The 24,467-nt window shown below is 66.3% G+C and carries 30 protein-coding genes and 2 rRNA genes; 27 read left to right on the plus strand and 5 right to left on the minus strand.

The genetic code is table 11. The annotated features are described in order from the left end of the window. The 4 genes from BMY74_RS29535 to BMY74_RS29550 form a co-directional block, all read left to right on the plus strand. A 23S ribosomal RNA gene (locus BMY74_RS29535) occupies positions 1-162 on the plus strand; the annotation flags it as partial. 78 nt (positions 163-240) lie between these two features. Then, positions 241-357 (plus strand): 5S ribosomal RNA (gene rrf, locus BMY74_RS29540). Between the two features lie 102 nt (positions 358-459). Next, positions 460-1,287, plus strand: a complete 828-nt coding sequence (locus tag BMY74_RS29545; protein WP_177229978.1) for a GNAT family N-acetyltransferase — start codon at positions 460-462, stop codon at positions 1,285-1,287. Further along, on the plus strand, positions 1,275-2,084 hold the full coding sequence (locus BMY74_RS29550; RefSeq protein WP_089921777.1) for a GNAT family N-acetyltransferase: 810 nt from the start codon (positions 1,275-1,277) through the stop codon (positions 2,082-2,084). The genes BMY74_RS29545 and BMY74_RS29550 overlap by 13 nt, the downstream gene beginning before the upstream one ends. On the opposite strand, the gene BMY74_RS29555 is transcribed toward BMY74_RS29550, so the two are convergent. Continuing rightward, positions 2,081-2,530: an Lrp/AsnC family transcriptional regulator gene (locus BMY74_RS29555; RefSeq protein ID WP_089921778.1), complete on the minus strand. Its 450-nt coding sequence runs from the start codon at positions 2,528-2,530 to the stop codon at positions 2,081-2,083. The two genes, BMY74_RS29550 and BMY74_RS29555, sit on opposite strands and share 4 nt — an antisense overlap. Positions 2,531-2,610: 80 nt before the next feature. Here BMY74_RS29555 and BMY74_RS29560 point away from each other — a divergent pair, with 80 nt between their 5' ends. The 6 genes from BMY74_RS29560 (at position 2,611) to BMY74_RS29585 (ending at position 9,250) form a co-directional block, all read left to right on the plus strand. Next, positions 2,611-3,042: a rhodanese-like domain-containing protein gene (locus BMY74_RS29560; protein WP_089921779.1), complete on the plus strand. Its 432-nt coding sequence runs from the start codon at positions 2,611-2,613 to the stop codon at positions 3,040-3,042. 188 nt (positions 3,043-3,230) lie between these two features. Continuing rightward, positions 3,231-3,986 (plus strand): type 1 glutamine amidotransferase, encoded by a 756-nt coding sequence (locus BMY74_RS29565; protein WP_089921780.1) that lies wholly within the window; start codon positions 3,231-3,233, stop codon positions 3,984-3,986. 86 nt (positions 3,987-4,072) lie between these two features. Then, the gene (locus tag BMY74_RS29570) at positions 4,073-5,206 is read left to right on the plus strand and encodes an inorganic phosphate transporter (protein ID WP_089921781.1); all 1,134 of its coding nucleotides are present in this window, start codon (positions 4,073-4,075) and stop codon (positions 5,204-5,206) included. After that, positions 5,203-5,388, plus strand: coding sequence for a hypothetical protein (locus tag BMY74_RS29575; protein WP_089921782.1), 186 nt, complete (start codon positions 5,203-5,205; stop codon positions 5,386-5,388). The genes BMY74_RS29570 and BMY74_RS29575 overlap by 4 nt, the downstream gene beginning before the upstream one ends. Before the next feature lie 29 nt (positions 5,389-5,417). Then, entirely contained in the window at positions 5,418-8,321 is a 2,904-nt protein-coding gene (locus tag BMY74_RS29580) for a bifunctional [glutamine synthetase] adenylyltransferase/[glutamine synthetase]-adenylyl-L-tyrosine phosphorylase (RefSeq protein WP_089921783.1), read from the plus strand. After that, a complete protein-coding gene (locus tag BMY74_RS29585) occupies positions 8,318-9,250 on the plus strand; it encodes an NADP-dependent oxidoreductase (protein ID WP_089921784.1) in 933 nt (310 codons plus the stop codon). Before BMY74_RS29580 ends, BMY74_RS29585 begins: the two co-directional genes overlap by 4 nt. Before the next feature lie 63 nt (positions 9,251-9,313). Here the strand turns inward: BMY74_RS29585 and BMY74_RS29590 are convergent, their stop codons facing one another. Further along, positions 9,314-9,547: a hypothetical protein gene (locus BMY74_RS29590; RefSeq protein ID WP_089921785.1), complete on the minus strand. Its 234-nt coding sequence runs from the start codon at positions 9,545-9,547 to the stop codon at positions 9,314-9,316. Positions 9,548-9,683: 136 nt separating this feature from the next. Here BMY74_RS29590 and BMY74_RS29595 point away from each other — a divergent pair, with 136 nt between their 5' ends. From BMY74_RS29595 to BMY74_RS44370, 8 genes are all read left to right on the plus strand, one after another. Next, positions 9,684-10,223 carry a hypothetical protein gene (locus BMY74_RS29595; RefSeq protein ID WP_089921786.1) on the plus strand — a complete coding sequence of 180 codons (540 nt, stop codon included), beginning with the start codon at positions 9,684-9,686 and terminating at the stop codon, positions 10,221-10,223. Positions 10,224-10,254: 31 nt separating this feature from the next. Beyond that, entirely contained in the window at positions 10,255-10,416 is a 162-nt protein-coding gene (locus BMY74_RS45275) for a hypothetical protein (RefSeq protein ID WP_177229979.1), read from the plus strand. An 18-nt stretch (positions 10,417-10,434) separates the two neighbouring features. Further along, positions 10,435-10,932, plus strand: coding sequence for a riboflavin biosynthesis intermediates N-glycosidase (locus BMY74_RS29600; protein ID WP_089921787.1), 498 nt, complete (start codon positions 10,435-10,437; stop codon positions 10,930-10,932). 81 nt (positions 10,933-11,013) lie between these two features. Beyond that, positions 11,014-11,265 carry a hypothetical protein gene (locus BMY74_RS29605; RefSeq protein WP_089921788.1) on the plus strand — a complete coding sequence of 84 codons (252 nt, stop codon included), beginning with the start codon at positions 11,014-11,016 and terminating at the stop codon, positions 11,263-11,265. Positions 11,266-11,286: 21 nt separating this feature from the next. Then, positions 11,287-11,688, plus strand: coding sequence for a hypothetical protein (locus BMY74_RS29610; protein WP_089921789.1), 402 nt, complete (start codon positions 11,287-11,289; stop codon positions 11,686-11,688). Positions 11,689-12,059: 371 nt separating this feature from the next. Next, on the plus strand, positions 12,060-12,719 hold the full coding sequence (locus BMY74_RS29615; protein ID WP_089921790.1) for a hypothetical protein: 660 nt from the start codon (positions 12,060-12,062) through the stop codon (positions 12,717-12,719). Between the two features lie 111 nt (positions 12,720-12,830). Next, positions 12,831-13,996 (plus strand): IS3 family transposase gene (locus tag BMY74_RS29620; protein WP_089921791.1). Its coding sequence is split into 2 segments (ribosomal slippage): positions 12,831-13,115 and positions 13,118-13,996, totalling 1,164 coding nucleotides; the frame shifts between segments, so codons are not numbered across the junction. Positions 13,997-14,323: 327 nt separating this feature from the next. Beyond that, the gene (locus BMY74_RS44370) at positions 14,324-14,908 is read left to right on the plus strand and encodes a hypothetical protein (protein WP_143091746.1); all 585 of its coding nucleotides are present in this window, start codon (positions 14,324-14,326) and stop codon (positions 14,906-14,908) included. A 54-nt stretch (positions 14,909-14,962) separates the two neighbouring features. On the opposite strand, the gene BMY74_RS29625 is transcribed toward BMY74_RS44370, so the two are convergent. Further along, positions 14,963-15,679 carry an NYN domain-containing protein gene (locus tag BMY74_RS29625; protein WP_143091747.1) on the minus strand — a complete coding sequence of 239 codons (717 nt, stop codon included), beginning with the start codon at positions 15,677-15,679 and terminating at the stop codon, positions 14,963-14,965. Positions 15,680-15,802: 123 nt separating this feature from the next. Between BMY74_RS29625 and BMY74_RS44375 the strand changes: the two genes are divergently transcribed. Next, positions 15,803-16,168: a hypothetical protein gene (locus BMY74_RS44375; RefSeq protein WP_143091748.1), complete on the plus strand. Its 366-nt coding sequence runs from the start codon at positions 15,803-15,805 to the stop codon at positions 16,166-16,168. 27 nt (positions 16,169-16,195) lie between these two features. Here BMY74_RS44375 and BMY74_RS29630 read toward each other — a convergent pair whose 3' ends face one another. Continuing rightward, complete coding sequence (locus BMY74_RS29630) at positions 16,196-17,002, minus strand: inositol monophosphatase family protein (RefSeq protein ID WP_089921793.1); 807 nt, start codon at positions 17,000-17,002, stop codon at positions 16,196-16,198. After that, positions 17,002-17,889 (minus strand): DUF5919 domain-containing protein, encoded by an 888-nt coding sequence (locus BMY74_RS29635; RefSeq protein WP_089921794.1) that lies wholly within the window; start codon positions 17,887-17,889, stop codon positions 17,002-17,004. Before BMY74_RS29635 ends, BMY74_RS29630 begins: the two co-directional genes overlap by 1 nt. Before the next feature lie 192 nt (positions 17,890-18,081). Here BMY74_RS29635 and BMY74_RS29640 point away from each other — a divergent pair, with 192 nt between their 5' ends. The 8 genes from BMY74_RS29640 to BMY74_RS44380 all read left to right on the plus strand — a co-directional run bounded on the left by BMY74_RS29640 (position 18,082) and on the right by BMY74_RS44380 (position 24,403). Then, positions 18,082-18,552: a hypothetical protein gene (locus BMY74_RS29640; protein WP_089921795.1), complete on the plus strand. Its 471-nt coding sequence runs from the start codon at positions 18,082-18,084 to the stop codon at positions 18,550-18,552. A 3-nt stretch (positions 18,553-18,555) separates the two neighbouring features. Then, positions 18,556-18,834 carry a hypothetical protein gene (locus BMY74_RS29645; protein ID WP_089921796.1) on the plus strand — a complete coding sequence of 93 codons (279 nt, stop codon included), beginning with the start codon at positions 18,556-18,558 and terminating at the stop codon, positions 18,832-18,834. Then, the gene (locus tag BMY74_RS29650) at positions 18,831-19,094 is read left to right on the plus strand and encodes a hypothetical protein (RefSeq protein WP_089921797.1); all 264 of its coding nucleotides are present in this window, start codon (positions 18,831-18,833) and stop codon (positions 19,092-19,094) included. The genes BMY74_RS29645 and BMY74_RS29650 overlap by 4 nt, the downstream gene beginning before the upstream one ends. A gap of 455 nt (positions 19,095-19,549) precedes the next feature. Continuing rightward, positions 19,550-20,935: an FtsK/SpoIIIE domain-containing protein gene (locus BMY74_RS29655; RefSeq protein WP_342718246.1), complete on the plus strand. Its 1,386-nt coding sequence runs from the start codon at positions 19,550-19,552 to the stop codon at positions 20,933-20,935. Positions 20,936-21,003: 68 nt separating this feature from the next. Beyond that, positions 21,004-22,617 (plus strand): replication initiator, encoded by a 1,614-nt coding sequence (locus BMY74_RS29660; protein WP_089921799.1) that lies wholly within the window; start codon positions 21,004-21,006, stop codon positions 22,615-22,617. Positions 22,618-22,631: 14 nt separating this feature from the next. Next, positions 22,632-22,814 carry a helix-turn-helix transcriptional regulator gene (locus tag BMY74_RS29665; protein WP_089921800.1) on the plus strand — a complete coding sequence of 61 codons (183 nt, stop codon included), beginning with the start codon at positions 22,632-22,634 and terminating at the stop codon, positions 22,812-22,814. Between the two features lie 35 nt (positions 22,815-22,849). Then, on the plus strand, positions 22,850-24,049 hold the full coding sequence (locus BMY74_RS29670) for a tyrosine-type recombinase/integrase (RefSeq protein ID WP_089921801.1): 1,200 nt from the start codon (positions 22,850-22,852) through the stop codon (positions 24,047-24,049). Positions 24,050-24,118: 69 nt separating this feature from the next. After that, the gene (locus BMY74_RS44380; protein WP_143091749.1) at positions 24,119-24,403 is read left to right on the plus strand and encodes a hypothetical protein; all 285 of its coding nucleotides are present in this window, start codon (positions 24,119-24,121) and stop codon (positions 24,401-24,403) included. The last annotated feature ends 64 nt before the right edge of the window (positions 24,404-24,467 follow it).

Raw genomic sequence — 24,467 nt, forward strand, 5'->3', positions numbered from 1 at the left:
ATAACCGCTGAAGGCATCTAAGCGGGAAGCTCGTTCCAAGATGAGGTATCCCACCCTTTGTGGGTTAAGGCCCCCAGCTAGACCACTGGGTTGATAGGCCAGAGGTGGAAGACCGGTAACGGTTGGAGCTGACTGGTACTAATAGGCCGAGGACTTGTTACAAAGACGCTACGCATCCACTGTGCGGTTCTGGAAGAACCGAGCGGCATACCGATCGCCGCAGGTACAACTCCACAGAGTTTCGGTGATCATAGCGTTGGGGAAACACCCGGTCCCATTCCGAACCCGGTAGTTAAGCCCTTCTGCGCCGATGGTACTGCACTGGTTACGGTGTGGGAGAGTAGGTCGTCGCCGAACATTATTTCCAGAAGACCCCTGAGGGTCGAGCACTCCGGTGCTCCCCTCAGGGGTCTTCTGCATATCCGGATCTCGCTTGCGCGGCCTGATTCGATGGACCCCATGGACGCGGTCGTGCACGTCACACTCGAATCGTTCGACGCCGCCACCCACGAACGGCTGACAGCCGATCCGGTGCGGAACACGGTGGCCCTGACCTCCCTGGACCGGATCCGCCGCTCGCCGGCCACCGAGGAAGCGCCGATCCTGATCACGTTCCACGACCGCGGCGAAGTCGTCGGCTCTCTCGTCCGCACCCCGCCCTGGCCCTTCCAGGCAGCCGACCTCCCCCTCGACGCGGTGGAGCTCGCGGTCTCCGTCGCCGGCAGGGTCGATCCGGACGCTCCCGGCGTGACCGGTCCGCGGGAGAGATCTGAGGCGTTTGCCACAGCGACCGGCAAGGAGTGCAGGGAGACCCTGGCCACCCGGCAGTACCGGCTGACGACCCTGGCCCCACCGGCCGTCGAAGGCACCAGCCGCATGGCGACGGAAGACGACGTGGAACTCCTCGTCGCCTGGCGCGAGGCGTTCGTCGCGGAGGCCGTGCCGGAGGCACCACCCGCCCCGGCCGCGGACGCGATGCGCACGTCGTTGCGACTGGGGCAGGGCCACGCCCTCTGGGTGATCGACGGCACACCGGTCGCGTGGGCCGCGGCCAGCCTCCCGCAGGCGGGCATGACGAGGATCGGCCCGGTCTACACCCCGCCCGCGCACCGCCGCCGCGGCTACGGGGCCGCGGTCAGCGCGGCCGCCACGCAGTGGGCACTCGGCCAGGGCGCCGCGGACGTCCTGCTCTTCGCGGACCTGACCAACCCGACCTCGAACTCGATCTACCAGCAGATCGGCTACGAACCACTCGACGACTGGGCGGAGTTCTGGTGGAAGCACTGAGCCACAACGACATCAGCGATTTCCTCGCCACGGCGGGCGACTTCCTCGACGCGGACCCGGTGAACCACAGCGTGCACCTCACCGGCGTCGACGCGGCGCTGCGGGGACGCAGACCGGCGGTGACGCTGATCTCCCTGCACGACAACGGGAACGTCGTCGGCGCGGTGACCAGGATGGAGGGCCGCCCGCTGCACGTCGCGGCCATGCCGGTCACCGCCGCGCCTCTCGTGGCCGAGGTCCTGCGAGATGAGGACATCAACGAGGTCACCGGCACGCGGGACAGGGTCGAGGCGTTCCGCCGGCTCTGGCGGGAAGGCGGCACGGAGACGTACGCTCTGCGCCTGTACCGGCTGGAGGAGCTGCTCGTGCCGGACGTCCCGGGGGAGTCGAGGCTCACCACCCCGGCCGACGACGACCTGATCACCGAGTGGTGGATCCGGTTCGTGGAGGAGCTCGACGGCCTGCCGCGCGAAGAAGCCGAGAAGCGGGCGATGGACAGCCGGTGGATGGACGCGGGACACGTCCTGTGGCTCGTGGACGGCGTCCCGGTCTCCTGGGCGGGCAGCACCGCCCCCGTCGGCGGCGTGTCCAGGGTCGGCCCTGTCTACACCCCGCCCGAGCACCGCCGGCACGGCTACGCGGCCGCGGCCACCGCGGCGGTCAGCCAGTGGGCGTACGGCGAAGGCGTCGACCACGTCGTGCTGACCGCGGACCTCGCCGACCCCACGGCGAACTCGGTGTACCAGGGCATCGGGTTCCGCCCGGTCTCCGACTGGTCGGAGTACCGCTGGTCCTAACCGAACAGCTCGGGTGACAGCGGGCGGTTGCGCACGTGCGACGAGAACACCAGCGACGTCGTCGTGTCGCCGTACCGCTGCATCACCTCTACGAGCTCCTCCAGTTCGACCATCGACCGGCAGACGACCCGCAGCAACCAGCAGTCGTCGCCGGTCACGTGGTCGGCGTCGAGGACCTGCGGCAGCACCAGGACCTGCGTGCGGAACCGGGGCGTGTCGAGCGACCGCACCCGCACCCGCACGATCGACTCGATCGGCAGCCCCAGCCGCGCCGGCGACACCACGGCGGTGAAGCCGGTGATCACCCCGAGCGACTCCAGGCGGCGGACCCGTTCGGTCACCGCCGGCGCGGACAGCGACACCTCGCGTCCCAGAGCGGTGAACGACAGCCGCCCGTCCTCCTGCAACAGCGACAGGATCTTCCAGTCCACAGCGTCCAGTTCCACCTGGAAATCATAGGGAGAACGGTTCGAACGCCTGGACTTCCGCATGTCCTCAGAGGACCGGCGCCAGCAGGATCGAGGGCATGACGAACGCACTGCGCTTCCCCGCCGCCACCCCGGAGGCCGCCGCCGCCCACTTCGCCGCCGACCTCGCGTTCGAGGCCGACCCCGACGACGTGCACCGCGACCTCCAGAACGGCGACACCACCGGCTACGTCCTGGTGGAGACGCGGGCACCGGAAGCGTTTGCGCAGGCGCGCATCCCCGGCGCGATCAACCTGCCCTACCGCGACCTGCCCGCCACCCTCGACCTCGACCCGGACCTGGTCTACATCTGCTACTGCGAGAGCTTCCAGTGCAACGCGGCGACCAAGGGCGCCCTCGCGCTCGCCCAGCGGGGTTACCGGGTGAAGCGGCTCTCCGGCGGCATCACCGCGTGGCGGGAGGCGGGTTACCCGATCGAGTCGGACGGGCTCGTCACGGAGGGTGTATCGAAGGTCGCGTGTCACTGCTGACCTGCGCCCACCTAGTGCCGCGACAGCCGGCCTTCGCCGCGCCTCCGGCGTTCAGCGGGCCACCTCGCGGCACCGGCCCCGCGCCCCGGTACAACCAGTACAGGGACGCGGGGCCGGCACCACGATGCGGCCACCTGAACGCCGAAGCCGGGGCAAAGGCCGACTGCCGCGGCACTAGGCTCGGGTGCGTGAACGCACCACGCCTGCTCGTTCTGCAGCCCTCGGAGTCGGACCCGCTGGCCAAGCTCGGCGACTGGCTCGAAGCCGAGGGCGTCGAGCTCGACCTCGTGCAGCTGAAGACCGAGCCCGCGCCGCAGAACCTCGACGGCTACCAGGGCGTCATCTGCCTCGGTGGCGAGATGGGGGCGCTCGACGACCTCGACCACCCGTGGCTCGCCGACGCCCGCCGGCTGCTGTCGAGCGCCGTGTCGAAGAAGCTGCCGACGCTCGCGATCTGCCTCGGCGCGCAGCTGCTCGCGGCCGCCACGGGCGGTCAGGTGCGCAAGGGTCCACAAGGGCCGGAGGTCGGCGTGCTGCTGGTCGCGAAGCGGGACGCGGCGGGCACCGACCCGTTGTTCGCCGACCTGCCGTTCACCCCGGACGTCCTGCAGTTCCACAACGACGAGGTGCACCTGCTGCCGCCCGGCGCCGAACAGCTCGCGGCGTCCCCGAAATATCCGAATCAGGCGTTCCGTGTCGGTGCGAGTGCTTACGGCCTGCAGTTCCACATCGAGACGACACCGGAAATCGTCTTGAACTGGGCGGCCAAGGACCCTGATTCGGCGGCGTGTGCGCGGGCGCACCACTTCGACCAGGAGTTCCTCGAGCAGGCGCACCGCGACTTCGAGGAGGTGTGGCAGCCGTTCGTCGCCAGATTCGCGAAACTCGTTCGGGGAGAACTGTTGCCCGCGGGCGGTCTCGGCACACAACTTCCGTTGGTGTGACGTTACTTTCGTAGGTTTTAAGACGTCCTCCGTTGGCGGTACCGTAACCTCCTGGACAGCTTGTTCGATCCAGCCGGAGGATCAGTGTGGATCCCGCACTTGTAGTGATCATCGTTGTTGTCACTGCTCTCATCTTCGATTTCACCAACGGGTTCCACGACACGGCCAACGCCATGGCCACCTCCATCGCCACGGGTGCTCTGAAGCCCCGCACGGCGGTCGCGTTGTCGGCGGTTCTCAACCTCGTGGGGGCGTTCCTGTCCGTCGAGGTGGCCAAGACCATCTCCGGCGGCATCGTCGACGACGCCCAGATCACGCCCGCGATCATCTTCGGCGGGCTGGTCGGCGCGATCATGTGGAACCTCGTCACGTGGTACGTCGGCCTGCCCTCCAGCTCGTCGCACGCGCTGTTCGGCGGCCTGATCGGCGCCGCCTGGGTCGCGTCCGGTGTGGACGCCATCCACTTCGCCAAGGTCGTCGACAAGGTCCTGGTGCCCGCCATCGTGGCGCCGCTCGTCGCCGGCCTGGTCGCGGCCATCGCCACGATCGTCGTCTACCGCCTCAAGAAGGCCGCCGACCCGCGCGTCGCGCACACCGGCTTCAAGGTCGGCCAGGTGGCGTCCGCCTCGCTCGTCTCCCTCGCGCACGGCACGAACGACGCGCAGAAGACGATGGGCATCATCACGCTCGCGCTGATCACGTCCGGCTCCCTCGCCCCCGGCTCCGGCCCGCCCACCTGGGTGATCGTCAGCGCCGGTCTCGCGATCGCGGCGGGCACGTACCTCGGCGGCTGGCGCATCACGCACACGCTGGGCCGCGGCCTGACGACCATCGAGCCCGCCCAGGGCTTCGCGGCGCAGACCTCGACCGCCACCGCGATCCTCGCGTCGTCGCACCTCGGCTTCGCCCTGTCGACCACGCACGTGGCGTCCGGCGGCATCATGGGCTCCGGCCTCGGCCGTGACCGCCGCGGCGTCAAGTGGGGCACCATGGGGAAGATGGCCGCGGGCTGGCTGCTCACCCTCCCCGCCGCCGGCATCGTCGGCGCGCTCGCGGGCAAGTGGGCGTCCACCGGCACCGGCGGCATCATCGGCGTCGCCGCCATCGGCATCGTCGTGTCGCTCGTCATCTGGATCATGGCGCGGCGCGAGCCGGTCAAGCCCGAGCACATCGTCGACGAGGTCGCCGCCCAGGCCGAACTGCACAAGGTGGCGGCATGAAGGTCGACTGGACGGCGCTGCTCCAGGTCTTCGGCGCCACGCTGCTGGTCACGGTTCTGGTCGTGACGTTGTTCGTCGTCGGCATCCGCGCACTGTCGGGTGACAAGAAGGTCCCCGCGTACGCGAGCTTCGCCGGGTGCGTGGCCGTGGTGCTGTACGGGCTCTCGCTGATCGTCTTCTAGAGGTGTGCGGGCATTAGGGTTGGCTCACGATGAGCGAACCAGTCCGCCACGCGTCTCCCGCAAGATTCGGCCTCACCGAGCCGCGCAGCGAGGAAGTGCTGCGCGGTCTCGGCCTGTGGGCCGACCGCCGGCCCACCGAGGGTTCCGAGCCGGTGCTGTCCGCGCTGTCCCGCTGCCCCGATCCCGACCTCGCGCTGCGGGGCCTCGAACGCCTGCACGCCGTCGCCGACTGGGACGCCCTGTCGGCCGCGCTGCACGAGGACGTCGTGGTGCGCGGGCGCCTGCTCGCCGTGCTCGGCTCGTCCACCGCGCTGTCGGACTTCCTCGTCGTGAACCCCGAGCGGTGGCGTTCGCTCACCGACGAGGTCGACGTGTCGCTCGAACTGGGCGACGGCGACGTGCTGCGCACCGAGTACCGGGCGAAGCTGCTGCTCGTGGCCGCCAACGACCTGGCGCACGTCGTCGAGCCCGATCTGCCGTTCGTCCCGTACGACACGGTGGCCGCGCAACTGTCCGATCTGGCCGTGTCCGCTCTTCGGGCTTCGTTGAAGCTCGCCGAAGCACGCGTGAACGGGGCCTCGGACCGGTGTCAGCTCGCGGTGATCGCCATGGGCAAGTGCGGCGCCAACGAGCTGAACTACGTGAGCGACGTCGACGTCGTGTTCGTCGCCGAGGGTGATCTGGGCGTGGCGACCCGGCTGGCCAGCACGATGATGCAGATCGCGGGCCAGTCGTGCTTCGAGGTCGACGCGGCGCTGCGGCCCGAGGGCAAGGCGGGCGCGCTGGTCCGGACGCTCGACGGGCACGCGTCGTACTACAAGAAGTGGGCGCGGACCTGGGAGTTCCAGGCGCTGCTCAAGGCGCGGCCGGTCGCCGGGGACGCCGAGCTGGGACAGGCGTACCTCGACGTCGTGCGGCCGTACGTGTGGACGGCGGCGGAGCGCGAGAACTTCGTCGAGGACGTGCAGGCGATGCGGCGCCGGGTCGAGGACCACGTGCCGACCCCGCTCGCCGACCGCGAGCTGAAGCTCGGCCGCGGCGGTCTGCGCGACGTCGAGTTCGCGGTGCAGCTGCTGCAGCTCGTGCACGGGCGTTCCGACGAGGGCCTGCGCATCCAGGCGACGACGGCCGCGCTGGCCGCGCTGGGCCAGGGCGGGTACGTCGGGCGGGACGACGCCGCGGACTTCGGGCGCTCGTACCGGTTCCTGCGCACGCTGGAGCACCGGCTGCAGCTGCAGCGTCTGCTGCGCACGCACCTCTTCCCGGCCGACGACGACGTGACGGCGCTGCGGTGGCTGGCGCGGTCGGTGGGGCTGGCGGCGGACGGGCGCAGGTCCGAGGGGCAGGTGCTGCTCGCGGAGTTCCGCAGGCACGCCAACCAGGTCCGGCGGCTGCACGAGAAGCTCTTCTACCGGCCGCTGCTGCAGTCCGTGGCGGGCGTGCCGACCGAGGCGTTGCGGCTCACCACCAAGGAGGCCGTGGCCCGGCTGGCGGCCTTGGGCTACACCTCGCCCGACGGCGCGTTGCGGCACATCCAGGCGTTGACGCACGGGATGTCCCGTCGTGCCCGCATCCAGGGCGCGTTGCTGCCGGTGCTGCTCGACCTGTTCGCGGGCACGCCCGACGCGGACGGTGGGCTGCTCGCGTACCGGAAGGTGTCCGAGGCACTCGCGGAAACCCCCTGGTACCTGAGGCTTCTGCGGGACGAGGGCGCGGTCGTCGAACGGCTCGCGGTGCTGCTGGGCACCTCGCGGCTCGTGCCGGACCTGCTCGTGCGCGCGCCGGAGGTGTTGCGGCTGCTGGCGGACACCGACGCGCTCGTCGGCGGTGACCCGCACGCGATCGGGAAACCCTTGCGCAGCGCCGTTTCCCGGTACGGCGACGCGGCGCGGGCCATCGCGGCCGCGCGGTCGTTGCGGCGCCACGAGATGCTGCGGATCGCCGCCGCGGACCTGCTGGGGTTCATGCCCCTGGAGACGGTGTGCGTCTCGCTGTCCGAGGTGTGGGGTTCGGTGCTGCAGAGCGCTCTGGACGCGGCCGTGCGCTCGTCCGGTGAGCCCGTCGCCGCGCTGTCCGTGATCGGCATGGGACGGCTCGGCGGCCACGAGCTCGGCTACGGCTCCGACGCGGACGTGCTGTTCGTCTGCAAGCCGCTGGACGGTGTGTCCGACGCCGACGCGGTGAAGTGGGCGAGCGGGGTCGTGGAGAAGATCCGGCGGCTGCTCGGCGCGCCGTCGCAGGACCCGCCGCTGCAGGTCGACGCGGACCTGCGGCCCGAGGGCAGGCAGGGGCCGCTGGTCCGGACGCTCGACTCCTACCGCGCGTACTACCGGCAGTGGGCGGAGATCTGGGAGAAGCAGGCGCTGCTGCGCGCCCGGTTCCTCGCGGGTGACGCCGAACTGGGTGCCGAGTTCGAGGCGTTGATCGCGCCGCTGCGGTACCCGGCCGACGGCCTCGACGCGGCGTCCGTGCGGGAGATCCGGCGGATCAAGGCGCGGGTCGACGCGGAACGGCTGCCGCGCGGTGCCGACCCGAGCACGCACACCAAGCTCGGTCGCGGCGGGCTCGCGGACGTCGAGTGGACCGTGCAGTTGTTGCAGCTGCAGCACTCCGGGGCTGTGCCGGGACTGCGCACACCGTCCACAATGGCCGCGATGGGGGCCGCCGTCGACGCCGGCCTGCTCGCCGCCGGGGACGCCGCCGAACTGACCGCCGCGTGGAACCTCGCGACGCAGGCCCGCAACGCCGTGACGCTGGTGCGGGGCAAGGCCTCCGACCAACTGCCGACGTCCGGGCGCGACCTCGTCGCGGTGGCGTCGGTGATGGGGCACCCGCCCGGCGGCGATCCGGGGGAGTTCCTGGAGGAATACCGCAGGACCACCCGCCGTGCACGTGCGGTGGCGGAGCGTGTCTTCTACGGTGAGAAACCGTGAAAGCCATCGCGCTGACCGAGTTCGGCGACGCCGAGGTCATGTCGTTGCAGGAGCTGCCCGACCCGTTGCTCGGGCCCGACCAGGTCCTGGTGGAGGTGCGTGCCGCCGGGGTGAACCCGGTGGACTACAAGATCAGAGCCGGGTACCTGCAGGGGCTCATGCCGCACCACACGCCGTTGATCCCGGGCTGGGACGTGGCGGGCGTCGTGCGCGCCGTCGGCATCGGCGTGCAGGACTGGGAACCGGGCGACGAGGTGCTCGCGTACGCGCGCAAGGACCATGTCCAGTTCGGCACCTACGCCGAGCTGGTCTCGCTGCCGGACCGGATGGTCGCGCGCAAACCGTCCACCGTGGACTTCGTGACCGCGGCCGCGTTGCCGCTGGCCGGGCTGACGGCGCTGCAGTCGCTGAAGGCCGTCGGTGCCGGTTCCGGTGACGTCGTCCTCGTGCACGCGGCGGCCGGCGGCGTCGGGCACCTCCAGGTGCAGATCGCGCGGGAACTGGGCGCGTCGCGCGTGATCGGCACGGCGTCGCCGCGCAACCACGAGTTCGTGCGGTCGCTGGGCGCCGAACCGGTCTCCTACGGCGACGCGCTGGTGGACGCGGTCGCGGAACTCGTCGGCGGCGACGGCCGGGTCGACGTGGTGGTCGACAACGCGGGAGGACTCGCGTTCGACCAGTCGTTGCAGCTGGTGCGCGACCGGGCGCGGATGACGTCCATTGTGGACGGGCCGAGGGCGCTGGAGAACGGCGTGGTCAACACCTGGGCGCGGCCGAACGCCGAGCAGACGCAGTGGCTCGTGGACCTCGTCGCGGACGGCAGGCTGCGCGTCGAGGTGCAGCAGACCTTTCCCTTGCAGGAAGCCGTCAAGGCGCACAAGCTGCTCGAAGGTGGCCACGTGCGTGGAAAAGTCGTGCTGACGGTCTGAAACCTTCAGGTATTTCTTCAGGTTCGGGGGCGTTCCGCGCGGAACGCCCCTCGCCTGTCCTGCTCAGTCCTCGTCGGAATCGGGGTCCACCGCCGGAGCGCTGGTGTAGACCTCGACGACCCATTCCTCGACCAGCGACTCGGTGTCGTCGGTGTCCGGGACGAGCCTGTTGTAGACGCGGACACCGAGATCGAGCACGTCAGCGGCCTGAACCGCCTCGAGGGCCTCGGCCGCCGAGTCGACGACGTGGGTGGTGAGCAGCTGAGGAGCCGTGAATTCGGCGACATCTTGAGACACGCGCGGACACTAGCGCATTGACGTTTCACCCAATCGAGATGAGACTAGGGCGCGCTCAGCGGGGAGCTGTAGTCGTCTCGGGGGTCTAGCAGAGGAAGTCATGCAGCATCGCAGGGTCACGCGCCGAGGAAAGACCGTGATCGCCATCGCGGGCGTGGCTGCCGGAGTGCTCGCACTACTCGGTGTGATCGAGTATGCACTGAGTGGCAACAACTCCGCCGCTCAGCCCAACGCCACCGCCACGACGACCACGTCGAACGTCGTCGACACTCCTGACGCCGCACTGGAAACAACAGAGCCGTCCGCGGACGTGAAGGTCCAGACGGGCTCGTTCAAGCAGCAGCGCGGCATGCTGACCATAGAGGTCAACCGCGTGGAAGCGGCGAACGGCCGCGTGAAGCTCTTCGTGACGGCCACCAACGCCTCCCAGGCCAGGATGACCCTCCCCGTCGTGGGAATCGCCGTCCTGGACGACTCGAACCGCACCTACGCGGCGTCGAGCAGCAAGTGGGACGGCCTCGTCACCCAGGGCACCACCACCTCGGGCACCGTCGTCCTCGACGAGAAGATCGCCAACGGTGTGAACTCGCTCACCCTGACGTTCTCGTCGATCTCCGGCCAGTTCGCGCCCACCGGCGCCGCCATCACGGTCACCGGAATCCCGCTCCCGAAGTGATTTCCCGGCCGTTCCGGGTACCTCCAGTTGCATGACGCAACGCGGAAGTGACACGCACGGCTTCATGAAGGACGACCACCTGAAGAAGGAGGTCGAGAACGAGCTCCGCGCCAACGGCCCGACGCGCTCCGAGGCGTGGCGCGAACCGGAGATGCCGGAGCCGGACGAAAAGCCCGAGGAATCGCGCGAGTAGTTCGCCTAACCTGCCTGTGTGAAGTACCTGTTCTTCTGGGGCCACCAGCCCGAACACAACGGTGAGATCGGCAAGGGTTGCCTGTCGCAGTGGTGGCCGTGCACCTTCGAGGTGGACGGCCGGTCGTTCGCGTCAGCCGAGCACTACATGATGTGGCGCAAGGCGTTGCTGTTCGACGACACCGCCGTGGCGGCGCGCGTGCTGACCGCCCGCACCCCGGCCGAGGCCAAGGCGCTCGGCCGTGAGGTGTCGGGTTTCGTCGGCGAGGTCTGGGACGCGCAGCGCCTGCCGATCGTGGTCGAGGGCAACCTGGCGAAGTTCGGCCAGGACCCGGCGCTGCGCTCGTACCTGCTGGGCACCGGATCCCGCGTCCTGGTCGAGGCGAGCCCACAGGACCGCGTGTGGGGCATCGGGCTGGTGGCGTCCGATCCGCGCGCCTCGGACCCGTCGCAGTGGCTGGGGCTGAACCTGCTCGGCGAGGCCCTGATGGAGGTCAGGTCGCGCCTCGCCGCGTGAGTCCTCTGTGGATCATCGTGAACCCCGCGGCCGTCCCGCACGTGTGTCACTGCGTCAGGGACATCTCGCAGGGGAGAACTGATGTTCAGCTACTCGGGACCGGCCAGGCTCATCTACGCGGACGGCAACGCGTTCGCGATGGAGCGGGTCGACCTCATCGAGACCGTGAACGACGGCGGTGAGTGGCAGCTCTCCGGGGCCGGCACCGCCGCCGAGGAGCTCACCGGCGGTGAGGCCCGGATCAAGCTGCCGACAGGCGGGGAGGCCGACGTCCTCGTCTCCAACGTCCGGGTCAGCGGGTCGTCGTCGACCGTGACGCTGCTCGGGGCCTGAGCCGCCGGATACCTTCACCGGATGACGGACGCTCGCGATTTCCGGCGCGCCTGCCACGAGGCTGCGCGTCGCGTGGGCGGCGAGGTGGTCGAGTTCCGCCTGGCCGACGACGTGACGCCCAACTTCCACCAGGGACTCATCGCCTGCTGCGGCCGCACCGTCGCCGTGGCGTGCACGCGTGACTCCGAGGTGCTGGCCGTCGCGGAACCCCGCGGTGCCGCGGACGCCGGTCCGCTCACGTTCGTCGAGGCCCCGGAACTGGTGTCCGTGGTGTCGGCGCTGCTCCCCGGAGTTCGGGTGCTCAACCCGTCAGAGCTGAACGGTCCGTTCGACGCCGCGGCCTGGCCGCACCTCTCGCCGAACGACGTCACCTACTGGCGGCCGGGCACGTTGGGTGAGGCGCTCTTCAACCATTGGGACTGAGAACGCGGACAAGACGAAGGGCCGGGCGACTGAGACAGTCCCCCGGCCCTCGGCCTTGGTCAGATCACGCGGTCGGGCCGCCGATCACACGTCGTAGGTTTGTCGCCGGTGGCCGGCTAGCTGCGGTTCGGGCTACCGCACCCTGTTTGAGCTGCTGGTTTGTTCTCGACGTTTGCCGTCGTTGATCGACGCTGATCCACGTCTGACGGCCTGGAGACGGCCTGATCTTGGTCTGGCGCTTCCCAAGGCGGCTGACTCAAAGCCAGCCTTGCAAACAGCGGTGCGGGTCAAGTCTTGATCTCCTGTCTTGACGCCGTACCGCTGTTCGTGACCACCATGTCGTCGGCAGATGCTGTGTAGGAGGTCGGCAAGTGGTGCTGGGCTTTATGGGACACGCCGAGTGGCAAGACATGTCTGACTACCTTGTTCACTTGACTGGCCGGGATGCACTTCGTTCGATCTTGGAAGCAGGTGAGATTGCTGCTCCGAGCGCCTTCGGGGTCGCCCGTGACGTCAATGGCCTAGGAGTGACGCAGCACTCCGCTTGCTTCAGCGAGATCCCGCTTGGCCTGTTGGACAGGCTTGCTGACCGCCATGGCCGGTATGGCTGCGGGTTTGAACGAGCCTTTGTACGCGATCAGGGTGGGGCACCGGTTTGGTACCTCCCGAGGAACACGGTTCAGGCTGACAACGTGCATGAACTCAAGGTCCCTGAGATGCGCGGAGGCGTGGACCAGGGGCACCCCTTGTGGGGACTCACGCCGTTCATCGACAACCCTGGCTCAGGACCGGGATGGACCTACGAGTTCGAGTGGGAGCGGGAGTGGCGTGTGCCGGGTGGGCTCCGCTTCACCCTCCTCGATATCCGATTCCTCTTCGCTCCTGAGGACGAGCATGAGCGGCTGCGCCAGAAATGGCCCAGTTGGAATGAGCGCGGCGAGCCCTTCAGCGGCGCAATCATCGACACATCTTGGACGATCGAGGACGTTCAGGCTGAGTTGATTCGAGCCGGAGTGCAGTCCAGTGGATGACACATACCGATGGCAAGGCGGCGTAGCCGTCGCGGCAGTCGATGGGTCTGCTGCACCGACAGGTGACATCTGAGTTGGCTTGCCGTGATGGTGAGCTGGGAGGATGTCGCTGTGCCCAAGCCCTACCCCCAGGAGTTCCGCGACGATGTCGTGCGGGTCGCGCGTGACCGCGAGCCCGGTGTGACGGTCGAGCAGATCGCGAAAGACTTCGGGGTGCACCCGATGACGTTGTTCAAGTGGCTGCGCCAGGCCGAGGTCGAGGAAGGCGCCAAGCCCGGTGCGAGCCGGGCCGAGGCAGCGGAGCTGCGCGAGGCGCGTAAGCGGATCAAGCTGCTGGAGCAGGAGAACGAGATCCTGCGCCGCGCGACCGCGTACCTGTCGCAGGCGAACCTCCCGGGAAAAGGCTCTACCCGCTCGTGAACGAGCTCGCCGCCGACGGGGTCCCCGTCGCGGTGACGTGCCGGGTCCTGAACATCGCTCGACAGCCGTACTACCGATGGCGTGCCCGCCCTGTCACCGCCACCGAGCTCGAGCGGGCTCAGCGGGCGAACGCGTTGTTCGACGCGCACCGCGACGACCCGGAGTTCGGCTACCGGTTCCTGGCCGACGAAGCCCGCGACGCCGGCTGGTCGATGGCGGATCGGACCGCGTGGCGGATCTGCTCATCCATGGGCTGGTGGAGCGCGTTCGGCAAGAAACGCGGCCGCACCGGCAAGAAGGCCGGCCCGCCGGTGCACGACGACCTGGTCCGGCGCGACTTCACCGCTACCGCGCCGAACCGGCTGTGGCTGGCCGATATCACCGAACACCGCACCGCAGAAGGAAAGCTGTATCTGTGTGCGGTCAAGGACGTCTGTTCCAACCGGATCGTGGGCTACTCGATCGACTTCCGGATGAAGTCGCGGCTGGCCGTCACCGCGCTCACCAACGCTCTCGCCCGCCGCGGTGAGGTCGCCGGCTGCGTGGTGCACACCGACCGCGGCTCGCAATTTCGTTCTAGGAAATTCGTCCGTGCGCTCACTCATCACGGCTTGGCCGGATCGATGGGCCGAGTCGGCGCCGCTGGTGACAATGCCGCGATGGAAAGCTTCTTCGCGTTACTGCAGAACAACGTTCTCAACCGACGCAGCTGGCCTACGCGCGAGGAACTGCGGATCGCGATCGTGACCTGGATCGAGCGCACTTACCACCGTCGCAGGCGCCAGGCCGCTCTCGGCCGGTTGACCCCTATCGAATACGAAGCAATTATGACCACGCCAGCCAGCCGGGCTGCGTGACTACCACTGTCACCTACTCGTGCAGCAGACCCGATCGCCGTGCCCAGTTCGGTCAGCTTGACCACCGCGCGATCGTCCCGACCGGAGTTGGCTGATAGCTAGTGGTGTGGTTCCGCTGTTGGCGGCGCGCTGCCCACGCCACCGCAGAGGACCGCGCCGTCGTGGCCGGCGGGCGGAGCGAAGCGGGAGCCCGACGTGCCCGGATGGATGCGGGCCACGCTGGTAGGCGACTGGCCCGCCGCGCGCCGCCGACGGCGGCGCGCCTTGATCCAATAAAGCTGAATTCAGCAGTGCACGAGTGTCGCTCGTCGTCGGTATCCTCCCGCCATGCCCACGCAGACCATCCTCATAACGCTTGCGGTAGCAGGGATTCCTGCAGTCGCGGCGATAGTTTCCGCGATCTTCGCTGGCCGATACGCTCTCCGCACTCGCCGGGCAGAAAGCGACGCTCAGCGGACACGAGAGCTTGAAGCTCGCTTATCAGAGAAGAAGTTCAACACGTATGAACCGATGATCAACATGCTAAGTGAAATGCTTGATGGTAGGTACAATGCGAGTGAAGATGCCATGGACCCGATTACGAGGATGAGGGACTTTGCCACCTGGATTGCTATTTTCGGATCCGATAGAGCTGTTCAGGCTTACCATAATTGGATGCAAGCGATCTACTCAGCGGCGCCGGCGCCTATCTTGATGTACTTGTACGGCGAATTTCTGGTCGCTGCTCGTGAGGATCTTGGGTATGGTGCCACTGCGGTTCAACGCCAGCATCTTCTCGGTATGCGAATCAAAGATATCTACACGTTTCACGGCATTGGGACACTTTCCTTTAAAGAAGTCTGCAGGGAACAGAAATGGAAGCCGACGTGGCAGGGAAAGAAGAAGGGGCTATTCCGAAGGTTTGCAGGCTAAAAATACAACCCCTCGGGGATTGTCGGGGCATCAGTGCTCAGTGCTGCTGATCACTTACTTGCCCTCTGAGAGTTCTAGGGGCATGGACGTGCCCTTGCGTGCTCGAATTTCTTCTATTTTCTCATCGAAGTCGGGAGTCTTCAGGAGCATGTGTTTCAAGGTATCCGCCGTGAGTGTCACGGATTCGTCTGCGAGATCAAATAGGTCACTTGCATTTCCGGATTTCTCCGGTCGTGCAATTATTACGCGCTTGCCGTAGTCCTGAACGGTCTTAACTGCTTCTGCAAGATCGGTATCTCCCGCAAGCAGCAAAAGCGTGTCGTAAGAATTTAGTTGGGCAAGTCTCACCATGTCCAGGACAATAAGGGTGTCGACCCCTTTCTGCTCGTACCGATACTTCGACATCGGATAGTATTTCTTGAACTCGTCTGGGTCTGCGCCAATTTGTCGTAGTGCTTTTCGGATCTCAGACCACTCTGGGTTGGGGCGCTTCGAGAGCTTTCCTAGGCGAGTCTGGATTCCTGCCTGATTCCGAAGGCCGCGAACGCGAGCCAGCTGCGTTTCGTATTCTGGATTCGATGGCTCATGAATTCCGTCGTACCAGTATGCCCGCATGAAGTCTGCGCCTATTCGCCGAGCAGAAAAGTTGCACCAATTCGATATTCTGAGTGGATTTAGATGCAAATCGTCTACTGTAATGTTCAGCGTAGCGCAGCCTGCCTTGACGAGGAATCCTCCGTCAATCATCACCGCGAGCTTGGTCTGCGTCAAAGTGGCCTCCTGGTGCAAGTTGAGCTGATAGGATCGCTAACCTTAACACGAGTGAAAGCGGGTATAACAGTGAAAGACTTCCCTCGGGTTCGAGGTAACCACGAAGGCGATAGGCTTCTGCGAATGATGGTTTCGTTCCTGGATAAGTCGCTGCAGAGCTTTAGTCTTGCGGTCGTCGTCGGCGGTACGGTGTTTACTGGGTTGGCGGTATCGCGAGAATTCTGGGTGCAGACCTGGCTGGATCGAATGCGCGCCTCAGGGATTGGAGGTGAAGGGCTTTCAGATGGAATATTGGCGTTGATTGAAAATAATGGAATCTACCTGATCGATGACGACCTTCCGGATGTTGACATGCCGACCTATCTTCACATGAACGAAGTAAAAATAGTTGGAGAGGGAGATCTTATTGACGTTCCGCCGTTGTGGAGGTTCCGATTCAAAGAGATTTCAGCTTGGTGTCCGAATAGTATGAGCCGGTTCGAGGGCTGACTATCGAAGCCTTGAGCGATCGGTAGACTAGGTGCTTTTCGAGATTGTCGATTGTACCAATTCGAGAAGTTGGTCGGCAATTCCAGGGGCTGCGGCAATTGTGTGCTTTGAAGCGGCGGTGTGAGTGTTTCCTGTGCTGTCCAAGATGATTGCTCCCGCCTCGCGTGCAATAAGCACACCTGCTGCAAGGTCAAGGGTTTGGTTGGACATCACGATTGCTCCATCAATTCGACCCTCGGCCAACCATGCAAGATCGTGCGCAGCTGATCCGAACATGCGGACACGCTCGACCTTAGAGGCAAGCTCGGCGGTGAGGTCGATCCGCTGCCGATTCTTGGCGGCGGCATCTTCTCCTAGAGCATAGTCGCCAATGGCTACGATGGATTTGGTCAGCTTGGCGGTTTTGCTTGCTTCGAGTTTTCTGCCATTAACGAACGCGCCTCCGCTTGCCGTGGCAGAATAGTGAAGATCCAGGTATGGAAGTGAAATTACACCGACGACAGTGCGGTCGCCTTGGATAAGTGCCAGAGAGACGCCGCAGAGGGGCACGCCGTGAACGAAGTTCGCCGTGCCGTCGATTGGGTCCAGTCCCCACACAAACGGGCTGTCAGCGTTGACGTCGCTGCGGCCTTCTTCCTCGCCGACGAAACCGATCTCCGGGGTCGCCTCGGCGAGGTAGGTGCGTATATCGCGCTCAATCCGAACATCCACCTCGGTGAAGGTGTCGCGGTCGGCCTTCTCGGTGACAGTGTGTGGGCGGGTGGTCTTGATCAGCTCGGTTCCGATTCGGACGGCACTCCTGGCCACGTCCGCCAAGTGGTCGAGCTGGTGCATCAAGCAACCTCCTGGGCGCGGTCCCACATGGAGTCGAAGACCTGGGCAAACGTCGTGTAGAGACCAGGCATGGTCTCGTTCTTCTCGATGACCATCGTCGGGGACTCAACTCCGCGGGCGTCCGGCAGGTACGACTGCACGACGCATTTCCGCTGGTCAATGATGGTGATGTTGAAGCGAAGCGGCTCGTCGTAAACGCGAATCCCGAGTGATCCCGCTGCCCCCGCCGACACCTTCGAGCCGACGCGGCGGATCGCCTCGATGTTCAAGCGCGTAAGGGTGCTGAGGTGCCCATCCGGCAAGCCTTCCTCACGCTCGCGGGCCGCTGTGTAGGTGCCGTTCGGGTCGAGGAACAAGGCCTTGATGACCGTGCCCTGCTCGATCGCGTCGAGGATGCTCCGGTCCGAGTACTGCTGGCAGAACATGTTCAGCGAGAGGCCGGCCATGTAGATCTCCTGCGCGCCGTCGAACAGCGTGCGCGGGGTGACGTTGTGCAGGAACTCGGTCCTCGTGGGGTAGACGGCCGTCAGATCTGCAAGGCGGGTCTGCTGCGGAAGCTGTACTGGACGCGGCGCTGGGTGGGCGGGCGCGGCGTCTCGTTGGGGCGCGGTCACCAGGCTGTCGCTGTCGCCCTCGTGGGGTTCGAGAAGCTGCTGTGCGCTCCAGCCGGGGAACATTTTCTCCAAGATCCGGCAGTGGTCCGCGTACGGCAAGCCCTGAAGGTCGCCGGACATCCACCGGTAGAACTGGGCCTTGCTCGGCCACTTGCCGATGAGATCGCTGTCCAGTTGCTTCGCGACACGGTCGTACTCCTTGCGGAACGTCGTGTAGCCCTGCATGTGCCGCTGTCGCAGGAGCACCTTCAACAGCGTCGATTCGGCGGCCATGAGCCCTCCCCCGTGGTGAGACGAGACCACGCTACCAGCGAGACGAGACAAAGAAGAGACTATTTGAGCCTTCGGCGCGTCAGACGAGACCTCGGCGGAACTCAGACGGGACGAAACGGCTCCGACTCTGAATGGGCAATGCCCGATAGGGCAAACAGCCGCAGATGAGCGGCCCCTTCAGAGGAGCACAGCATGGGCATCACAAAGGGCCACCGGTTCCCTGTCTCGTTCGATGACGCGTTCCCTCAGGGCCTCGTGATGGTGGGAGAGGTCGCCCCGGACACGGAGTACCAGACCCGCGACGAGAAGAACGCCGGCCGACCGGTGCGGCAGCGCATCGACGAGTCCACGGGCAAGCGCCAGTGGAAGGTCTCCGTCACGGACCCCAGCGAGCCGAACGCCAAGCGCAAGAGCTTCGAGATCACGTTCCTCGCGGACGTCCAGCCGGTCCCGACCACGGGTGAGGTGCTGCCCGGAATGCGGCCGATCGAACTGGACGGGCTCACAGCTGAGCCCAAGGTCGCTGGGACCGGTGAGTTCAAGTACCAGAGCTACATCTACCGGGCTACGGGCTTCCGCGCCTCGGGCAGGTCGGCGGGCAACCCGCCGCAGGCGAACAAGCAGGCTGGCGCTGGAGCCGCTGACTCCTCCAAGGCGGCGTAACCCGTGTCGGAGTTCGACTTGCTCTCCTCCCAATGGGAGGACGCCTACCGCGCCTACACGGCGGCGGAGGACGCCAACCGGTACGCGGGTGCGGTCGATCCGGAGAAGGTCGCCCGCCTCGTCGCTAGCTGCCGCGAGGTGGCTTCGGTCTGGCGGAACCTCGCGGCCTTGCCGAAGACCGACTGGTGGGCGAAGGCGGCGGCTCTTCACGCGGCCGACATGTTCGAGCACCACGCGGCCGCGACCGAAACGCGAACGCTCGGGTGGCAGGAGGGGCAATGATGATCAAGCTGCTGCTCTCGCCCGGGCCGGATGCGGCGGCGGACATCGTTTCGTGGCCCGACGCGACCGCTGCGGGCTACTGCCTGCGGTTGAACCTGGACCCGTCGCAGATCGCCATCCACGTGCCAGAGGGTCCGGACGGTGAGCGGCAGTTGGCGGCCTTCCTGCGGAAGCTGTCGCAGCATGCCGGGTTGCTGGCCGCCGTGCTGGAACCGAAGAGCGGCACGGGCTGGGTTGGCGGGATGCCGGACAAGCTCTGAACGGCCATCACGTCAGGCCGCAACTGATCAACAACTGAAGATCCGATGTTGGTGTGTCGCACGGGAAACAGTCGAAAGTCTTGGCGGGCCTCGACTGCTTCCCGGCGATTCACACCGACTCGAACAGCCATGTATTCGTTGGGACACAAGGGGATTCGAGTCATGCAGAGCGTATCGCCACACTCGTGTGGCACGTCAAGCGGGGCCGGTCGTCCATCCGTGTGGAAGCTGCCGAACGGTCGGCGGTGCCCCGTATGCCACCGGTTCGGCATCTACGCCCCGGGACAGGTCAAGTGCTGCACCTGCCTGGGCTGGCTGCCGCTGATCTTCGTCACGGTCGTTGTGAACGGCGGTGAGGCGTGATGTCCGGGAACAGGTGGGTTGATCCTGCTCCGTTCGAAGGTGTCCGTCCTCGTCTGCCGTGGTGGTTCTTTCTGCCACGGTGGGTGAAGGTCGTGTCCTTGCCCATCGTCTTGGTGCTGCTGGGCTGCTGGCTCGTCGTGCGCCTGGTCGCGCTCGCGCTGCGGTATCCAGTTGCTGTAGTCGGCGGCCTGGCGGTCTACCTGATCTACATCCACTTCGGATTGTGGGTTCTGGTCTTCGTGGTCCTGGCGCTCACTGGCGGTCTGGTGATCTGGGCAGGGCTTCACCGGTCGTCATACGTCCGGCACGTCTGGTTTCGGGTGCTGACGGAGTGGCGGCGTGCCACGGTCTACGTGCCGCAATGGCGCACCGTGACGCGGCTGGCGGACCTGTCCAAGGACAGTCGGGGCAAGGAGTATCGCCCGAAGCTCGGCCGCGTGCGCTCGGAAGGCTGGCGGGACCGGGTGCGGGTCAGGATGGTTCCCGCGCAGTCCCCGGACCAATGGGAGGCGCGGCGGGACAACCTGGCGCACTCGTTCAACGCCAAGTCATGTCGGGTGCGCGTGTTGCGGCCTCGAGTGCTGGAACTCGACTTCATCCACTCGGACCCGCTCGGCCGGCCGGTCCTCGTTCCGGCGCTGGCTGACGACGTGGCGGCGGTGAACCTCAAGCGGGTCGTCGTGGGAAAGACGGAGACAGGCCGGCCGTGGTCGCTGCGGCTGCTCGGGTCTCAGCTCCTGGTCGTGGGCGTGCCCGGCGCGGGTAAGGGCTCGGTGCTGTGGTCGATCGTCTGGCAGCTCGCCCCGGCCATCCGTGCGGGGCTCGTGCGCCTGGTGGGCATCGATCCCAAGGGCGGGATGGAGCTCGGCCAGTGTCCGGACGCCTTCGCGAAGGTCGTCTACGACAGCGGCCCGGATGCGGTGGCGCTGCTGGAAGAAATCGCCACTGAGGTGAAGGAGCGGGCGTCTCGCTACAGGGGTGTCCGACGCTTGTGGGCTCGCTCGACGGGGGAGCCGTTCACGGTCCTGATCGTGGACGAGCTGGCGGACGTGATCGCCTACCAGACGGACAAGAACCTGCGGGAGCGCGCTGCTCGGGCGGTGCAGACGATCACCTCGCAGGGACGCGCTCCGGGCTTCGCGGTCGTCGCTCTGGTCCAGGACCCGCGCAAGGAAATCGTCGGGTTCCGACACCTGTTCACCACGCGCGTTGCGCTGAGGCTCGATGAGCCGGTCCAGGTGGACATGGTCCTGGGCGAGGGCGTCAGGCAACGCGGTGCGGCGGCTCACGAGATCAGCGAGAACACGCCCGGTGTCGCCTGGGTCAAGCAGGACGGCCGCAGGGAGCCGGAACGGGCTCGGGCCTTCCACGTCACTGACGCGGACCTGGTCGAGCTGGCCCTGTTCTTCACCGCAGAGGACGCGACGGTGCACGAGTTTCCCGGACGTCCGGACGGCCCGGAAGGGATGGCGGCGTGATGACCAACGAACAGTCCACGACGGACGCTGTTGACGTTCTTCCTGCTGTGCCGCTTGACGTTGCGGGCATGAGGTCGGCTGAACGGGCACGCCTGCCGCTCACTCTGGACGTGGTGAAGGCGGCGGCTGAACACCACGGCGTGTGCACGCGGCCCGTTGTCCGTGAGGTGGTCGACCTCGACACCGGAGAGGTGCGCATCGTTGCGGTGCGGTGCAACTCCACGCAAGCGAGCAAGTGCCGGGCTTGTGCGGACCGCAACCGCAAGTCCCGCATGGCGCAGTGCCGTGAAGGCTGGCACCTCGAACAGGAGCCGGTGGCCGAACGGGAAGCGCCTTCGGCTGACCAGGTCGAGTTGGTCACCTACCGGTCCGACCTGACGGCGGAGTACCGGAAGGCAGCGGCGGAAGGTGCGTTGGACCAGGTCGATGACCTGCGTGAAGCCATCCGGGAAGCGGACGCGGACCTGCGCGGGGAGGGTGTCCGCGGCAACCTTCCATCGGTCGATCTACCTGCGAAAAAAGCTCCGATTCGGTCCACTCGCCGACGTCAGGACGCGCCCAACCTTCCTCGGCGCAAGGTGGACAAGCGAACGGTGGGCAGGGAGTTCGCGGGCAAGTACCGGCCGTCCACCTTCGTCACGCTCACGCTCGACACCTACGGCAAGGTGCGTGAGGACGGCTCCCCGGTCGATCCGTCGACGTACGACTACCGTCGTGCTGCTCGGGACGCGGTGCACTTCGCCTCGCTGGTCGACCGGTGGTGGCAGAACCTGCGGCGGGTCGTCGGGTTCGACGCCCAGTACTTCGGCACGGTGGAGCCTCAGAAGCGGATCACGCCTCACGCGCACTTCGCGGTGCGGGGCTCGATCCCGCATCGGGTCATCCGCGAAGTCACGGCGGCTACCTACCTCCAGGTGTGGTGGCCCAACCACGACGAGATCAAGTACAGCGGCGATCGGATGCCCGTGTGGGACTCGCAGTTGATGGGGTTCGTGGACCCGGACACGCGCGTACAGCTCACGTCGTGGGGTGAGGCCGTTGCTGACCTCGACGTCCCGGCACACGTGGCTGAGTTCGGCGCACAGGTCCACTCCAAGGGGATCCTCGGCGGTACCGAGGAAGCGGGTCGCCACATCGGTTACTTGACCAAGTACCTGGTCAAGTCGATCTCCGAAGTGGTGCACGCTGACGCGTCCTCTCGGGTCTCCGACCACGCTGACCGGTTGGTGGCAGAGCTGGCTGTCACACCCTGCTCGGACCGGTGCGCGGTCTGGCTGGCCTACGGCGTGCAGCCCAAGGGCGCGCACTCTCGGATGGCTCCTGGGCGCTGCCGGTCCAAGGCACACCGCAGGGAGACGCTCGGCTTGCCCGGCCGGCGTGTGCTGGTGTCGCGGCGGTGGTCGGGGAAGACCCTCGCCGAACACAAGTCCGACCGGGCGGCCTTCGTCAGGGAAGCGCTGGCGGCGGCAGGTATCGCCAAGCAGGAGACCGACCGGACGCGGCTGATGTGGTCTCCGGTTCAAGCGGGTGACCCGCATGTCCCCGGCCGCGCCGAACTGCTCATGCAGATGGTCGCCCAGCGGCTGAAGTGGAAAGCGGAGTACGACCAGGCGCAAGCCGTCCTGGCCGTACTCCCTCGCCCCGCGCCAGATGTTTCAGCAACTTCGGTACAAGCGGCCTGATCTGGGGGGATCTCATGTCGAACGTCGAACCGCTGTGGACAGTGGAAGACCTCTCGGTCTTCCTCGGGGTGCCCGTGCACACGATTCGTGGGTGGCGGACCAAGAACTACGGCCCGCCTGCGCGGCGGGTTGGCAAACACCTTCGTTGGGACCCGGCCAAGGTGCGCGAGTGGTTCAACAGCGCTGAAGCGGCCTGACAGCACTCGAATTCGAACAAGGGGAGAAGACTGTCATGGGCCACATCCAAGACCGCTGGTGGACCGTCAAGGACGGCGTGCGGGAGAAGACTGCCTTGTACGGCAAGGGATTGCGCTACAAAGTGCGCATCCCGTTGCCAGGTGGTGGGGAGCGAACGAAGTCGTTCCCGGACCGCCAGAAGAACGCGGCGGAAGCCTTCTTGCACGAGATGGAGAACGACAAGAACAAGGGGACGTACCTCGACCCCGACGCGGGGAAGATCGCGTTCAGGAAGTACGCGGAGGAACACTGGCTCGACGGGCAGACGTTCGACGAGTCCACGCGTGAGCAGGTTGAGATTCGGCTGAAGCTCCACGTGTTCCCGTACTTCGGGGACGACGAGTTGCGCGTGATCTTGCCGTCCACGATCCAGACGTGGGACCGGAAGCTCCAGAAGAAGGGCCTGGCGGAGACCTACCGCCGAACGATCTTCGCCAACGTTTCAGCAATCTTCACGGCGGCCGTGGACGACGAGCGCATCCGCAAGAACCCGTGCAACGCCAAGTCCGTGAAGAAGCCGCGCGGCGAGTACCCGAAGATCGTTCCCTGGGAGCCCGAACGAGTGCACGCTGTCCGGTCCTCGATCGGAGAGCGGTACCGCGTTGGCGTGGACCTGGGCGCGGGTGCAGGCCTGCGGCAGGGAGAGGTCTTCGGCTTCTCGCCGGATGACGTGGATGAGTCGGAGGGTGTCCTCCACGTCGTGCGTCAGATCAAGATCGTGCGCGGCAAGATGATCTTTGCTCCGCCGAAGCACGGGAAGACTCGGGACGTACCTCTGGCCAGCAGCCTAGGGGAGTCGATTGACGCGCACGTCCAGAAGTTCGAACCGCTGCCGATCACGCTGCCGTGGGGGACACCTGACGGCAAGCTCGTGACGGTGCCGCTGTTGATCTACACGCGGGAGTCGAAACAGATCTACCGGCATTCGTTCAACCACCACGTGTGGAAGCCCGCACTCGTAGAAGCCGGCGTGCTCGCCCCTGGGCGCGCGGAAGGCTTCCACGCGCTGCGGCACTTCTTCGCCTCGATGCTCCTTGAGGACGGCGTGAGTATTCGTGCTCTCGCCGAATACCTAGGACACGCCGATCCGGCGTTTACACTTCGGGTCTACACCCATCTGATGCCATCGAGTCACGAGCGAACGAGAGTGGCGGTCGACAAGGTGTTCGGTACGAAGTTGCCGGATGCAGCATGATGCCTGCTCTCGTCCGCGACCCCACTCGCGACTATCCCGCCCGATGAGCGAACAAGAAAGAAGAGGATCATGTTCAGCTACACGGGAGAAGCTCAGCTAGTCGACGTGACTGGTCGCGTATTCCAACTGCCAAGGGTCGTGTTGAAGGAAACGAAAAACGGCCTGCACTCCGAGTGGGGCGGTACCGGTGTCGGTGGCCCCGGCATCAACACCGGCCTCGGACAGATCCACCTCTCAACCGGCGTTGTTCTTGAGGTTGAGGTGTTGGACGCGCCCGTGAACGTCAGTTCGTCGGGCGTCGTTGCTCAGGTGATCTTGGGTGGAGTCGGAGACCCTCCCGGTGCTTCTGCATAACGCACTGACATAGCCAGAGGGCCGGGCGACTGAAACAGTCACCCAGCCCTCGGCCTGTGGTCGA

The sequence above is a fragment of the Lentzea albida genome, from assembly GCF_900111005.1.
In the GTDB taxonomy this organism is placed as follows: Bacteria; Actinomycetota; Actinomycetes; order Mycobacteriales; family Pseudonocardiaceae; genus Lentzea; species Lentzea albida.

Excerpts from the sequence above, each read along its gene's own strand:
- BMY74_RS29670 (WP_089921801.1), top strand. The coding sequence starts at position 22,850 with ATGGGCCACATCCAAGACCGCTGGTGGACCGTCAAGGACGGCGTGCGG.
- BMY74_RS29545 (WP_177229978.1), top strand. The coding sequence starts at position 460 with ATGGACGCGGTCGTGCACGTCACACTCGAATCGTTCGACGCCGCCACC.
- BMY74_RS29660 (WP_089921799.1), top strand. The coding sequence starts at position 21,004 with ATGAGGTCGGCTGAACGGGCACGCCTGCCGCTCACTCTGGACGTGGTG.
- BMY74_RS29560 (WP_089921779.1), top strand. The coding sequence starts at position 2,611 with ATGACGAACGCACTGCGCTTCCCCGCCGCCACCCCGGAGGCCGCCGCC.
- BMY74_RS44375 (WP_143091748.1), top strand. The coding sequence starts at position 15,803 with ATGATGGTTTCGTTCCTGGATAAGTCGCTGCAGAGCTTTAGTCTTGCG.
- BMY74_RS29640 (WP_089921795.1), top strand. The coding sequence starts at position 18,082 with ATGGGCATCACAAAGGGCCACCGGTTCCCTGTCTCGTTCGATGACGCG.
- BMY74_RS29580 (WP_089921783.1), top strand. The coding sequence starts at position 5,418 with ATGAGCGAACCAGTCCGCCACGCGTCTCCCGCAAGATTCGGCCTCACC.
- BMY74_RS29575 (WP_089921782.1), top strand. The coding sequence starts at position 5,203 with ATGAAGGTCGACTGGACGGCGCTGCTCCAGGTCTTCGGCGCCACGCTG.
- BMY74_RS29635 (WP_089921794.1), bottom strand. The coding sequence starts at position 17,889 with ATGGCCGCCGAATCGACGCTGTTGAAGGTGCTCCTGCGACAGCGGCAC.
- BMY74_RS29650 (WP_089921797.1), top strand. The coding sequence starts at position 18,831 with ATGATGATCAAGCTGCTGCTCTCGCCCGGGCCGGATGCGGCGGCGGAC.
- BMY74_RS29630 (WP_089921793.1), bottom strand. The coding sequence starts at position 17,002 with ATGCACCAGCTCGACCACTTGGCGGACGTGGCCAGGAGTGCCGTCCGA.
- BMY74_RS29665 (WP_089921800.1), top strand. The coding sequence starts at position 22,632 with ATGTCGAACGTCGAACCGCTGTGGACAGTGGAAGACCTCTCGGTCTTC.
- BMY74_RS44370 (WP_143091746.1), top strand. The coding sequence starts at position 14,324 with ATGCCCACGCAGACCATCCTCATAACGCTTGCGGTAGCAGGGATTCCT.
- BMY74_RS29605 (WP_089921788.1), top strand. The coding sequence starts at position 11,014 with ATGTTCAGCTACTCGGGACCGGCCAGGCTCATCTACGCGGACGGCAAC.
- BMY74_RS29610 (WP_089921789.1), top strand. The coding sequence starts at position 11,287 with ATGACGGACGCTCGCGATTTCCGGCGCGCCTGCCACGAGGCTGCGCGT.
- BMY74_RS45275 (WP_177229979.1), top strand. The coding sequence starts at position 10,255 with ATGACGCAACGCGGAAGTGACACGCACGGCTTCATGAAGGACGACCAC.
- BMY74_RS44380 (WP_143091749.1), top strand. The coding sequence starts at position 24,119 with ATGTTCAGCTACACGGGAGAAGCTCAGCTAGTCGACGTGACTGGTCGC.